Below are 13,205 nucleotides of genomic sequence, written 5' to 3' on the forward strand. Positions count from 1 at the left end.
ATCGTTCTCACGATTTGCGTCACTGCCATTAATTTAAGCTATGTATGCGGTAATAGTTGAAAACTACCCACCACTACCGGAAGCGCTTATAAATCCAAAGTGAATTGTAGGTACGCTGCGCTTACCTAATGCCGGTGTCAATCAGCGTCCAAAAATTCCCATAGGTTTAGTAAGTTAATGGGTTTTAATACCGGTTTTTCGATGCTTGAATCGATAAGATTCATTGCCGGTTTCCAGGATGTCGCAATGATTCGTAATCCGGTCTAAGAGCGCTGTTGTCATTTTGGCATCGCCAAACACCTGAACCCATTCACTGAACTTGAGATTGGTTGTGATAATCAAGGATGTGCGTTCATATAGCTGGCTGATCAGATGAAACAAGAGTGCGCCACCGGATTCCGGAAACGGTAGGTATCCGAGTTCGTCGAGAATGACGGCATCGACTTGAATCAGCTTGCGAGCTAAGGTTCCGGTTCGCTCTAACTGTTTTTCTTGCTGCAAACAGTTGACTAGATCCACCGCATTAAAGAAACGGACACGATTGCCTCGGTGGATCGCGGCTATTCCCAGGGCCGTGGCGAGATGCGTTTTTCCGGTTCCGGTGCCGCCGACCAGTATTAGATTATGGGCTAATTCCATTAGTCGCCCAATTTAGGTGACGGCTGAATTTCTCGCTGATAAACCGGCTCGCTTGTTGTGGTGAGATGTTTTCTAACGGTAGGACAGGAAATCTTCAATGACCTTGCGATCGAACTGATGGATTCCCCACTGACAAAAGACCCTTTGGATTTCGGCAATGATATCCATGTATAACACTCCAGGATTCTCCGGCTAAAAACCGGTTATTGAAACAACTGGGCCGGCAACTTTTCAACGCTGTTTTCCCCAGAACCCTGGTAAGTTTTGCACGCTGATTAACACCAGAACACCTAGCAGCTAACATTTCTGGCACACCGGGACACATTTTGGCCACATAAAAACACAAGGCATAAAAAAACCAGTCGCCCCGAAAAAGCTAACTGGTTGTTTTATTAAGTATTTGGTGGTGGGTCGTGTGCGATTCGAACGCACGACCATCGCATTAAAAGTGCCTTCGTCTTATTTTATTTCTTTAATTATCAACTAGTTACTATTTGGCTTTTCGTTCGCAAACCTAATAAAGCCAAACGTAGCCCACATTAAAATCGTCAAAAAGTCGCCAATACTCTTTAGCGATTTGGCAAACGGGCGATTCTTTTTAAAGAGGTAAATTCAAATGAATCAGTTCAATCCAAACAACTTCCCTGTCCAATCTCTCCCGCCCTTGATCAAAAATGTGGTGTTGGAAGCGGACACTAACACGGGTTTTCCGATCCCATTGATCGTGAATTCGTCCCTTGCAGCGCTCTCCGCCTCCTGCCAAAACCAAGTTGACGTGGAGCTGCCGTATGGCTCTCGATCACCGGTTAGCTTGAATTTCATTTTGGTCGCTGATTCTGGCGAGGGAAAATCCCCCACAGATCGGATGTTTAATAAGCCATTCAGGGACTTTGAAGCCGAGCAAAATAAAAATTCAGACCAAATATTGGCGCATTATCAGGCTGACTTAACCAGCTGGGAAATCGAAAAAAATGCCCTTGAATTTGAAATCAAAAAGGTAAAAAAATTGAAAGTGACTGCGAGCGATTCTTGTCGTAGCGCTGAACTAGTCCTCCGGGAGGAAAAGCTTCAGAAACAACTGAAAGTGCATCTTTCCAGTAAATCAATATCGCCGTTAAGGTACAAAATTATTCAAAGCAATACCACTCCTGGAAAACTTGCATTGGATTTGTCAGAAAATGTGCCAACCGCTTATATTTTCAGCGATGAAGGCGGAACTCTACTGAAAGGTCATCTTGTCAAAGATTTGGAAATGCTAAATCGAGCTTGGGATGGTTCCCGAATCCAAGTTGACCGACTTAATTTGCCTGGCATAAACGTTGAAAGCCCCAGGGTTACGATCAATGTTCCAGTTCAACCAGAAGTGTTCACAAACTATCTTAATCGACGCGGCAAAGAAGCTCGGGGGGGTGGTTGGTTTGCTCGCTGCTTGGTGGCTTGTCCCTATTCGACAAAGGGGGAACGCTTTCTAAGCGATAGGCCTCAATTTACGGAGCATCTCAATCTATTCCAAAACCGTATTACCGAGTTGTTAATCCAAGATGAGCAAGAATTACAACAAGGTAGGTTAGAAAGAAAACTACTGAAGCTTTCCGATGAAGCTAAAGAATACTGGTATTTTTTTCATAACCAATTGGAATACGACCTGAAGCCCGGCGGATATCTGGTCGATATATCCGATTTTGCTTCGAAAATCACCATTACCCTTTGCCGAATGGCTGCCCTTTTTCATTATTTCGAAGGGTATGAAGGCGAGATTTCACTCCTTACTATAAGAGCTGCCGGAAATGTTTGTAACTGGTATATCGGCGAATTTAAACGGCTATTCGGTAAAAAACCGGAAATCCCGCTAGAAGTTCAGGATGTATACTCACTTGAGCAGTTTCTTCTCCGATGGAGCCAAACACATCCGGGTAACGGCTACATGTTGAAAAGCTTTATCACTCAGTATGGTCCAAGTTCGCTACGTTCGAATAAGGGGCGACGAGAATTCGCCATTAACGCGCTTGTAATGCAAGGAAAAATTGGCATCTATGTCCAAGGAAAGGCTAAATTAATCGGACTTCACCAATCTTTATTTAGTCAGCAATATCCATCGTGCCCCCCTTTGCTACCCGTGTATTAGTCTCTTAAACCGCCAGCCTTCATTGATTGGCGGTTTTATGACCATTCTCAATACTGGTATTTAATCTCATGGTGTTTTTTCACCAAAATATTTAACTCTCAAAAAAGGGTTATTAGCAATTTTTAATGCCAGGGGTAATCGCGCTGCTGACACTACCAAAGGTTACAGTATTAGTAGCACATGATATTAAACTCTAAAACTTTCACAAACTATGATAAATTCAAATTTTAAAGAACAATTACAATCGCCTGTCCCCACAGGAGAATATTGTCTGATCGATGTCGATCAAATCGATCCAAATCCAGCTCAGCCCAGAATCAATTGTAATAAAGAATTATTAGACAACCTCACACAGTCAATCAAGGAAAACGGCTTGCTTCAGCCGATCATTGTTGAAAAATCGGGAGACCGGTATCAGATCATCGCAGGTGAGCGACGATGGCGAGCACATTTGATTCTGAAAATGCAACAAATCGAAGCGTTAGTGCGGACAGTTGGCGACCAAAGCAACGCAGTTCTAGCTCTAGCTGAAAATATAGCCCGAGAGGATTTAACTGATTATGAAATAGGCAAAGCGATTCGAAGGATCGAGGATGATTTTCCCAATAAAAAAGACCTTGCTGAGGCTATTGGCATTAATCGTGGCGATATGTATCGCTATTTGGCTTTTGAGCGCCTACCCGATTTCATCTTGAACGATCTAAATCGTGATCCAACATTATTGTCACGTTCTGCCGCAGAGCAAATTAAAAAAATGTTAGCCCATCATAAAAATTCCGACGCAGTTCGAAAGTTTTTAGAAACTGCGTGGATATTACTCAAAGAAGGAAAACTTCAACAAACCAAAGTCACTCGATTTGTTGACAAAAAACTCAAGGAAGTCTACGGGATAAATCAGGTTGCCACTGAAGACGTTCTAGAAGATGAAGATGGCGGCCAGCTTGGACGGGTAAAACAAACTGGTAAGTACTGGGCCATTGAGTTGGGTGTTGATGTATTTGACGAGGATCAGCGGTGCCAGATTCTACGTTTTATCCATGGCTTACGCAGCGACCACTCCGGAAGTGTCGCAAGTTGCGACAACTTAGACGACCGATGCACGCCGTGAAAGAAGCATCACGGAGGTTCTCAAGCTAACCGGTAACTCGATTACCAGAGCCCAGCAGACGGGCTTAGATTGCCATTCTGCATGCCCATTTCGATTGGGTGGCTCTGTATTCGGCTGCTAATTCCGCTAATTTAGCAACATTAGCAGGTGTTTTTTGACGGGTTATTGTTTTTTGAACCAGATGATTCGATTTTCCAATTCACGCCTAGTGGTTAATAGGCGTGTCTCTTTATAGCAGCAGAAAACTATTTCATGTTGCTAATAATATGAACCAGCACTATCTTGGTATAAATTCAGGATTTCAATTTTACTTAAATTTAAATTAATTTGATTCTGCTTATCAAGGAATACTAGGGATTTCTGATCGCTGTTAATTTTGCATTAATATTTTATTAATTAAAACTCATTGCTACCAATACCAGTTCAGCAGTATTGCTACCAATAGAAGCATTACCAGCCAGGCCGTTATTAATAACTATTAACAGCTTGGTAGACCAACAGCTCAATTAATAACCGCTTAGCAATAAAAGCATAACCGATGTTTGATAGGCGTTAGACTTCTATGCATCAAGCCTGAGCGGTAAGCAATACTCATCTCTAGCTCCTCTGACAAAGTGTTTCCTTCATACTATTACTGTTGTTTTTAACGATGGATTGTTTTGAGCAATCCATCAAAAACAATAAACAAGGCAGTGCAGGTTCATAACTAAATCCATTTCATTCAAGAGGTTTTACTATGAACAATTTAAGCAATCATCTCTTCCACATAGGTCAACTGACTCAGAAGATCATCAATCAACACCACGACCCACTCTACACGGTCATAGATCGCGGTCACGGTTGGAAACTCGCAAAACCAACCGCGCTAGCGATCCAGATCATGGATGCGGTTGAGCAATGTCTATATGAAGTCAAGGAAGGGTTTCCGATCTACGGTATCCATCCTTATGTAAATGTTTTTGTCAGCAATGCACTCGATTGTAATCTGATATTTGCCATCGAACAGCATCGAGCAATAAGAAAAGAAAATAATCTCTATCAGGTCGGAGTCGACTATAAAGCGATGTTAAACCTCATCATACGGATGAAAACATTCGTAAAACAGGTAGTGGAAAGCACCGGTACCATGGAGTTCGAACAATTCGTTAACAAAGCACATTGTTCTGCCAAGAAAAACCATGCTGGCATGATTCGCTATATCGATTCGTTATTCGAGCATTATGCCCGTTTAATCGTCATTCGTCTTGACTTACATGAGGACAGTCCCATCCTCTGTCCAGAGGACATAGAACTTAAATACAGGCAAGTGAAAAAAGACTATCAACATCTACAAAACAACGCCAAGATGAACAGCATGTTCAATACGATGGTGGGTCATATTTGGTCGTTAGAGTATGGACCTGAGCGCGGTTTTCACTATCATTTGGTCTTATTCTTTGATAGTTCAAAGATCAAAAACGACGTGATCCATGCACAGAAGATCGGTGAGTACTGGAAATCCGTTATTACCAATGGGCGTGGTTCCTATTGGAACTGCAATGCATATAAAAACCAGTATCATCAGTGTGGTATTGGTGAGATCAATTACAGTGATGTTGAAAAGATTAACTACCTGAAACAAGCCGCTGCTTACTTGATTAAAGTCGATCACTACGTTCGTGGGCTGACACCGGATAGCGCAGACACCTTTGGTCGTGGTGAGATACTACCCCCAAGAACCAGTACTGTTGGTAGACCGAGAGCAGCGTAATACGCTGATTTGTTCATCGGTACCGTTGGCATTTGCTTACCATATGGGCGTGTCAACGGTACTTCTTCTTAATCAATGGAAACAGTGATTGTTTGTCATGATTGCAGAGATAGGGTTACTGTTGGACAATTGATTTGAAAGGATAGAAGAACAGTTACTCAAACAGATTGACTTAAAGATCGGACATTGACCAACAATAATACCCTCTATACGCCGTTATCGATCAAGGTAAGGTTTGTGTTAAGTAACTCTTTGTCGTTAACACACGCGATCTATGATGCCCTAAGAGGCTATTTGTATCCATTACCGATTCAGTTTCCGCTACATGATTCAATACCAAGAACAACATGTTCTTTCAAAGCGTTAAAAACCCTAATAGTATGGAAAGCGTTGAACAACATGCTGCATTTAAAAAACAACATGATCAGTATCAAATCAATAGTGATTATCCAATCATGCTGGGGTTAATGAACCAAATGCATGCTTGAATTTCTCAAATAAGAGAAGAAACAAAAAGCGAAGCATTTAAAACGATCATTTCTAATGCTAATTCGCACACAGTATAGATTGCGATTCAACGGCATTTTTCGGTTTGATGATTGATGACATCAGAATTAATAGGGTACTTCTCGTCCGTAATTGACTCCTTGTACTATCCTGTTATCGACATGATTTAGAAGTTAATCCTTTTATGGACAAGACATGATCGACAGCATTTTCGAGAAATACCGAATTCCAGTTGAATTACCCAGAGATCCGCTTGGTACGCTGTACTTTATTCTTCGTAAAGCCGAGCTGGTGAAAAATCTGACTACTAATGAATGGGGCTGGCTGGAATCTCAGCGCCTTAACGATGCAATTTCGCTTATTAAGACCCAAGAAGAAAACCGGAAGATAATCGAGGATTACCGAGCCGTAATTGCTGAAACTGTTAGAAATGATTTGGCCTCACTGCGTCACAATCGATTTGTTCGGTCGCATGTGTTGACGGTTCCATTGCCGGAATCCGATCGGGCTTTGGCATTTTTTAAAGTTCATAACCGAGAGGAGTTGGCAGAAAACGAATTAGCCTTGATCGATAAGACGTATAAGCATTTCTTATCATTCAGCAAACTCAAAGAAAAATTCGCTATCACCGAAGACATTCCCTTCGATCAAAATTCCGTTCACCGGTTATCAAAAGTTACGTTCAAGCAAGCCTTATCTGCAAGCGACTTTGAATGGCTTTTACAGAACAGAGTGTTTTCAGTATTTCATTTCATAGAACCGCAAGCCAGGTCATTATTCAGTCAGTATCAATGTAATGCGACTACATTGGCAGTCGATGGTCTTATTCAGATGTGTTCGATCCTGCAAAAACTGAATGAGGGCTCACTGCCCACGGAAACCGAACAACAATTTTTAATCCAGCATCAATGCCTGGCAGCCTTGGCCTCCGTTCAGTCACTTGAATTTATTGCTCTGAAGAAGCAGTTCCGTGCGTCGGCATTTACATCGGATGATCCAGGTCAACATCTATTTAGGGTGCTGCGAAAAATCCGTGACGAAAAACCGCTCACAGAGCCTGACGTCAATTATCTCAAGAAGCGAAAATTGTTAGAGACGCTTAAGTTTATCTATAAACGTAAAGCGGATGCGTTGACCGACAAAGTCAGACAAGGCCATGGCTTAACCGACGATGATATCGTGTGGTGTAAAGAACACAACTTCGAAGACATCATTTTTCTGGCATTGAAAATTGATTTTAACGTCACGCGACGCATCGATGGCATTGAAAGCCAACTCTATTCAATACTCGTCAAACTCATTGAAAATCAGCGTTTATCGGATGATGACCTGATTTGGCTAGAGGGGGAAAAGCTGTTTTATCCTGACACGGCGATATTTGTTACCCATCATCATCTTGAGGCACTACATTCCGAAGAGGGATTTAAGCGTACCAAAGGCCACTGGAATCTAGTCAATGCCAGCGCCCATTGGCGTAAAGCCAACAAACCGCTCTCTGCCTTAAAGTTGACCAATAACCTGCAACAACTGCGCTTGCTAAAAGAAGCGAAATTACGGTCTGCGTTATTCACGACTCGCGGCGGCGCATTGCGCGATCTTGATCGACTGACGGATGCCGAACACTGTGCCTTGGAAGCGATCAGTCATTTTTCCAGTAGCCATAACCCGTATACGCTGATGGGAGCACTTTGTTACGACACCGGGCGCTTTGATGAAGGCGATCAATGGTTTGAAAAAGCCATTCAACGGGGCGCTAAAACCAAGGATCAAGAATCTGAGATCAAACGTATTCTGCAGAAGAAAAAGGGCAAAGAGCGTCAACAGATCATCAATCACTTATTGGCAAAAGACTCGTGGCGATTTGCCTGGGTCAGAGACTATGAATCAAAACCTTAGTTCATTTATTGCTTGCGCGTATATCTGCTGATCAAGGGTTGTTTACAATAGCAGATTGAATAAGAGGCAATGCTCGAATGCGAACTTTGCAATTTAAAAAGTGGATTGGGTATAGCTGCAAAGAATATTGATGACTCAGGAATATATCCCTGCTTTGGCAGTAATGGTTTAAGAGGGTTTACCAAGAGTTTTACCCACAATGGCAACTATGCATTGATTGGAAGACAAGGGGCATTATGTGGCAATGTCCAATATGTGAAAATCGTATAGAGATTCAAAACGGTGGGCTACAATTTCCTTTTCGATTAATTGGCAGGTGGAGTGAATCTCCAAGGGAACACATGTATTCGTTTGATCAAATAACACGAACTGGCAAACCTCTTCTTTAGTCATATTGCTAGTAATAAATGTGCGGACGCTACAACCTCATCGCAACACCGGAAAGCATAGCGGAACATTTTCAGTTACCGCGCTTGCCGCGTTTTGAAGCGAGCTACAACATTTGTCCTGCGCAAAAAATTCTGTGTATCGTTGGGCTAAATGATAAGTCACTAAAAGCGGTCAATCTGTTTTGGGGCTGGTGCCTTCGTGGTCAAAAGACGATAAAAACAGTCATCACCTGATCAACGCCCGTGCTGAAACGATCAGAGAAAAACCATCCTTTCGCGCGGCGTTCCATAAACGTCGCTGCTTGATTGTAGCAAGCGGTTTTTACGAATGGCAAAAGCTGGAAAGCGGTAAGCAAGCTTTCCACATTCACCGGCAAGATCATGGTCTATTCGCATTTGCTGGATTATGGGAATATTGGGAGCACGACACAAAAACGCTGTACTCCTGTACTATTATCACCACCGCAGCAACAACACTGATGCAACCGATTCACGAACGTATGCCGGTTGTTATGCTAAAAGACCACTACAGAGACTGGTTGAATAAATCTGCGACTAATGATGAAGTGTTTCCGCTACTGGAAAATTCCGCTTACACTGATATGACGACCACTGCGATTAGCGATTACATCAACAATCCGCGTCATGATCATCAGCGCTGCGTGTTAGCCATATAAAAAGGCCATTATCGCTACTGATTGAATCAACTGAACCAACATAACTTGCAGGCAGCAAGCGTTATAAACAATAAGGAACCCACATGGCAAAAGCGCCAAAAGTCGTCAAAGAAGAACCGCTGGAAACCCAACTCTGGAAAGCTGCTGACAAGCTTCGCAAAAACATAGATGCTGCTGAATATAAGCACGTCGTGCTTGGGCTGATTTTTCTCAAATACATTTCCGATGCGTTTGAAGAACATTTTGCCAAACTCCAAGCAGGTGAAGGCGAATACGCCGGTGCTGATCCAGAAGATAAAGACGAGTACCAAGCAGAGAACATTTTCTTTGTGCCTGCTGAAGCACGCTGGTCGTTCTTGTTAGCCAAAGCCAAACAACCGGAAATTGGCAGCTTTGTTGACGGTGCTATGGATGCGATTGAAAAGGAAAATACCTCGTTAAAAGGCGTGCTACCCAAAGTCTTTGCCAGACAAAATCTTGATCCCACCAGCTTAGGCGGTTTGATAGATTTGGTCGGTAACATTGCGTTAGGTGATGCCAAAGCGCGTAGCGCGGATGTGTTAGGTCATGTATTTGAATACTTTCTCGGTGAGTTTGCACTGGCGGAAGGCAAGCAAGGCGGTCAATTCTATACACCGCGCAGCATCGTTGAATTATTGGTTGCCATGCTGGAACCCTATAAAGGCCGGGTGTTTGATCCTTGCTGCGGTTCCGGCGGTATGTTCGTGCAATCGGAAAAATTCGTTGAAGAACATCAAGGCCGTATCAACGATATTTCCATCTACGGACAAGAAAGCAACCAAACCACTTGGCGGCTGGCCAAAATGAATCTGGCGATTCGCGGTATAGACAGTTCGCAAGTTAAATGGAATAACGAAGGCTCGTTTCTCAATGATGCGCACAAAGATTTAAAAGCGGATTTCATTATTGCCAATCCACCGTTCAACGTCAGCGATTGGAGCGGTGAATTGTTGCGTACTGATGGCCGTTGGCAATACGGTACGCCACCAGCCGGTAACGCCAACTTTGCTTGGCTACAACATTTTATTTATCACTTGTCACCGACCGGCAAAGCGGGTGTGGTTCTGGCAAAAGGCGCATTGACCAGTAAGACCAGTGGCGAAGGCGAGATTCGTAAAAATCTGGTCACTGACGGCAACTTGATGGATTGCATTGTTAATCTTCCGGCTAAGCTGTTTTTGAATACGCAAATTCCAGCCGCGTTATGGTTTATGAACCATGGTCGTAACAATGGACATCCACGTAAAAACGAAATTCTGTTTATTGATGCGCGTAACTTGGGTCATTTGATCAACCGTCGCACGCGTGAACTATCGCATCGTAACTATTCAGACCCTCACTACAAAAATCATCCAATCAGTCACTCAAAAACTGTATTTTTAAGCCACCAAGACGTAACCTGAGCACCATGCAACTGAGCGATCATGACCTAAACCAACTGGATGAAGACAAGCTTCTGGACTTGCCAGAAGAGGATTTGCGTCGCCTTTCGATTCGCTTGCTCAACGATCTCAAGGAAGCACGCGAGCGCTTGAAGCAAAACTCGCGCAATAGCTCCCGGCCATCCAGTAGTGAAGCACCGTGGGATAAAGCGAACGATACAGCCAGTGACACCGATGCTATAGACGCTGGTGAAGACACGCCGGACCAGGAGGCAGATAATACCTCTCCCGCGCCACCCGCTAAAAAATCCAAACAAGAGTCTCAAACCGACGCGTCTCAAGCTTCCGATGATGTGCGTAAACCCGGTAAGCAACCCGGTGCGCAAGGCTTCGGTAGACAGCAAGTCCTGCCGGTGACCGACTATCAAGACCATCGTCCCGAGCTTTGCGCGTGTTACGGTACTGTGTTCACGGCAAGTCAGCAAAAAGCGTATACCGCTTTTGATACCGTTGACCTCACCTGGGCTGACGCGAACGATCCGGGCTTGAGATTGATCGCGACGCGGCATACCTATTATGAAGCAACGTGTCACTGCGGCCATGTGACGCGAGACGAACCGTATCGTCACGTGCCCCACGGCAGTTTGCCGAACGTCGTGTGCAGCGAATGGCGCCTGGTCGGCCCGGGTTTGGCCGCCTTGATTGTGTGTCTGGCCTATCGCATGCGGCTATCCCGAGAACGCATCCGCGAATTCTTGCAGGATTGGTTAGGGTTAAGTCTCAGTGTCGGCACCATCAACAACACCCTGCATGAAAGCGGCGCGGCGGCGATGCCGATCGAAGACGAACTCATTGAGGCGGTGGTCAATAGTCAATTACTGCATGTCGATGAAACGTCCTGGATGGAACTGACGACCTTCTTATGGCTGTGGGTGTTCAGCACCGATAGCGTGACCGCCTACTGGATTGCCTACCGCAGCGCCGAATTGATCGAGAACCTCTTGGGCGCGGATTACTTGGGCTGGCTCATGAGCGATGGCTGCCAAGTCTATCGCAGATACCCGAATCGTGCGCGCTGCTGGGCGCATCTGCTGCGCAAAGCCCAAGGGCTGGAAGAGAGCTTCGACCCCGTAGCACGTCAGTTCGGCAAGCAAACACTGACATTGCTGAATACGCTGATGAACGCGATTCGGGAGGCCCGTGTCGACCCACCCGACAAACCGTTGACGGAAACCTTTCAAGAATCACTGGCGCTCTATCGAGCGCTATGCGAAAGCCTGCGCGAAGCAACGCATAAAAAGACGCGTGAGCTGGCCGGTGAAATGCTCAATGATTGGGATGCGATCTTTCAGGTCGTTGCGTCCTATCATTTGCCGTTGACCAACAACGAAGCCGAGCGGGCACTGCGGCACTGGGTGATTTTGAGACGCATCAGCTATGGCACTCGCACCGAACAAGGCTCGCGGGTATTCGCCATTTTAATCAGCGTGATCGAAACCTGTCGTAAAAGACAGCAATCCCCTTGGCTTTATTTGGCTCTCGTCATTGATCATCAGCGGACCGGGTGGCCAATTCCAAAATTGCCTCCAGTGGCCCGGGGGTCTGAATAATTACGAAAGTGGCGCTGATGTCAACGTTATCTAAATTGCAAATTAATCAATAAACGACAGTTCAATACTTTTAATGATTTAACATCAAAACTTGTAATCGGCGTAAGTTTGCAACCCTTCTTTCTTCGTAATGCCTAGATTTAGCAGCGCTGATGTCGTGTTACTGTCATTCACGACTTAGAAATTTTCTCAACAGCTACGCCGTCAGAAACATAACCCATCCAGTGCTTATTCGTTGCTACAGGACAGCGGTGATAACATTTAAGAACGCCCTATACGTAGTAGTTTGCATCATCGGACTATTAGGTTGCGCAACTTTCAAAAGCTTAAACGCTGAGGTTCCCTTGTATGAGCGCGATTTCATATACAGCGGAACCCGATTAGATTGGGCAGCATTACAAAATGACAATGTGACAATCCGAAAATCCAAGGCTGAACCACCAAGCTATCCGCTCGTTGATTTGCCTTTCAGCTTTGCTATGGATTCTGTGTTTTTGCCGTTAGCGATCAGTGCGGAAATTTTTCACTGATGGCAGTTTCTAAAACTCGTGATCGTCGTAAGCCTAAAAATCTTCAGAGTACGCCATTACGGTAAAAATCATGTTGGCCTTTGATTCGTAGTTATTTTCTCAGTGGGTCAAGTATTGACTTCAACCCATTGTGGTCAATCTCCTGCATCAGCGCCAATAACCGGCCCAGTTCACCATTGGGAAAACCTTCGCGTGCAAACCAATTGAGGTAGTGTCCAGGCAAATCGGCAATAATTTGCCCTTTGTACTTGCCAAAAGGCATGGCCAACGTAACTAGCGTTTTTAAATCTTCAGGATTCATCAAGCCAGCTCTACACCGATAAAGTGGCCCTCAGCATCCATGTTCAAACGCAAGCGCCCGTAACAAGATTTCTGGTCACATTGGCAACCGGAACCCTCCATGATGCTTTCGAGAAACGTCACATAAATCAGCAAATGGACGGAATGCCGTTCGAGGATTTCATAGGCAATCGAATCGCTGATGATCCAGCCATTTTGTGTGCAAAAAGCACTGAGCTGATTGCTGGTTTCCAGTAGTTGGGTGATGGCTAAGGCTTCAGACATAGATTGT

Annotated in this window: 10 protein-coding genes and 2 pseudogenes; 9 read left to right on the plus strand and 3 right to left on the minus strand. The window is 44.5% G+C overall.

What is annotated here, in order from left to right; all coding sequences use genetic code 11:
* Nucleotides 1-174: 174 nt before the first annotated feature.
* A pseudogene (gene istB / locus ACINK7_RS16600) lies at nt 175-639 on the minus strand (IS21-like element helper ATPase IstB); the annotation flags it as partial.
* 616 nt (nt 640-1,255) lie between these two features.
* Between istB and ACINK7_RS16605 the strand changes: the two are divergent.
* The 9 genes and pseudogenes from ACINK7_RS16605 to ACINK7_RS16645 all read left to right on the plus strand — a co-directional run bounded on the left by ACINK7_RS16605 (nt 1,256) and on the right by ACINK7_RS16645 (nt 12,634).
* Entirely contained in the window at nt 1,256-2,764 is a 1,509-nt protein-coding gene (locus tag ACINK7_RS16605; RefSeq protein WP_404356958.1) for a YfjI family protein, read from the plus strand.
* A 211-nt stretch (nt 2,765-2,975) separates the two neighbouring features.
* Complete coding sequence (locus ACINK7_RS16610) at nt 2,976-3,872, plus strand: ParB/RepB/Spo0J family partition protein (RefSeq protein WP_404356960.1); 897 nt, start codon at nt 2,976-2,978, stop codon at nt 3,870-3,872.
* A 736-nt stretch (nt 3,873-4,608) separates the two neighbouring features.
* Complete coding sequence (locus tag ACINK7_RS16615) at nt 4,609-5,622, plus strand: inovirus-type Gp2 protein (protein WP_404356962.1); 1,014 nt, start codon at nt 4,609-4,611, stop codon at nt 5,620-5,622.
* A gap of 347 nt (nt 5,623-5,969) precedes the next feature.
* Nucleotides 5,970-6,110 (plus strand): hypothetical protein, encoded by a 141-nt coding sequence (locus ACINK7_RS16620; protein WP_404356963.1) that lies wholly within the window; start codon nt 5,970-5,972, stop codon nt 6,108-6,110.
* 214 nt (nt 6,111-6,324) lie between these two features.
* Nucleotides 6,325-8,025 (plus strand): hypothetical protein, encoded by a 1,701-nt coding sequence (locus ACINK7_RS16625; protein WP_404356965.1) that lies wholly within the window; start codon nt 6,325-6,327, stop codon nt 8,023-8,025.
* A gap of 407 nt (nt 8,026-8,432) precedes the next feature.
* Nucleotides 8,433-9,091 (plus strand): annotated as a pseudogene (locus tag ACINK7_RS16630) (SOS response-associated peptidase).
* 83 nt (nt 9,092-9,174) lie between these two features.
* On the plus strand, nt 9,175-10,515 hold the full coding sequence (locus tag ACINK7_RS16635) for an N-6 DNA methylase (RefSeq protein ID WP_404356967.1): 1,341 nt from the start codon (nt 9,175-9,177) through the stop codon (nt 10,513-10,515).
* 5 nt (nt 10,516-10,520) lie between these two features.
* Nucleotides 10,521-12,104: an IS66 family transposase gene (gene tnpC / locus ACINK7_RS16640; protein ID WP_404356968.1), complete on the plus strand. Its 1,584-nt coding sequence runs from the start codon at nt 10,521-10,523 to the stop codon at nt 12,102-12,104.
* A 152-nt stretch (nt 12,105-12,256) separates the two neighbouring features.
* Nucleotides 12,257-12,634, plus strand: coding sequence for a YceK/YidQ family lipoprotein (locus tag ACINK7_RS16645; protein WP_404356969.1), 378 nt, complete (start codon nt 12,257-12,259; stop codon nt 12,632-12,634).
* 91 nt (nt 12,635-12,725) lie between these two features.
* Here the strand turns inward: ACINK7_RS16645 and ACINK7_RS16650 are convergent, their stop codons facing one another.
* A complete protein-coding gene (locus ACINK7_RS16650) occupies nt 12,726-12,935 on the minus strand; it encodes a DUF3820 family protein (protein ID WP_404356971.1) in 210 nt (69 codons plus the stop codon).
* Entirely contained in the window at nt 12,935-13,198 is a 264-nt protein-coding gene (locus ACINK7_RS16655) for a hypothetical protein (protein WP_404356972.1), read from the minus strand. The genes ACINK7_RS16650 and ACINK7_RS16655 overlap by 1 nt, the downstream gene beginning before the upstream one ends.
* Between the last annotated feature and the right edge of the window lie 7 nt (nt 13,199-13,205).

The sequence above is a fragment of the Methylotuvimicrobium sp. KM1 genome (assembly GCF_044788715.1).
Classification (GTDB): domain Bacteria; phylum Pseudomonadota; class Gammaproteobacteria; order Methylococcales; family Methylomonadaceae; genus Methylotuvimicrobium.

Bases quoted from the DNA above. Each gene is read 5' to 3' on its own strand.
- ACINK7_RS16605 (WP_404356958.1), top strand. From the start codon at position 1,256: ATGAATCAGTTCAATCCAAACAACTTCCCTGTCCAATCTCTCCCGCCC.
- ACINK7_RS16610 (WP_404356960.1), top strand. From the start codon at position 2,976: ATGATAAATTCAAATTTTAAAGAACAATTACAATCGCCTGTCCCCACA.
- ACINK7_RS16615 (WP_404356962.1), top strand. From the start codon at position 4,609: ATGAACAATTTAAGCAATCATCTCTTCCACATAGGTCAACTGACTCAG.
- ACINK7_RS16620 (WP_404356963.1), top strand. From the start codon at position 5,970: ATGTTCTTTCAAAGCGTTAAAAACCCTAATAGTATGGAAAGCGTTGAA.
- ACINK7_RS16625 (WP_404356965.1), top strand. From the start codon at position 6,325: ATGATCGACAGCATTTTCGAGAAATACCGAATTCCAGTTGAATTACCC.
- ACINK7_RS16635 (WP_404356967.1), top strand. From the start codon at position 9,175: ATGGCAAAAGCGCCAAAAGTCGTCAAAGAAGAACCGCTGGAAACCCAA.
- tnpC (WP_404356968.1), top strand. From the start codon at position 10,521: ATGCAACTGAGCGATCATGACCTAAACCAACTGGATGAAGACAAGCTT.
- ACINK7_RS16645 (WP_404356969.1), top strand. From the start codon at position 12,257: ATGTCGTGTTACTGTCATTCACGACTTAGAAATTTTCTCAACAGCTAC.
- ACINK7_RS16650 (WP_404356971.1), bottom strand. From the start codon at position 12,935: ATGAATCCTGAAGATTTAAAAACGCTAGTTACGTTGGCCATGCCTTTT.
- ACINK7_RS16655 (WP_404356972.1), bottom strand. From the start codon at position 13,198: ATGTCTGAAGCCTTAGCCATCACCCAACTACTGGAAACCAGCAATCAG.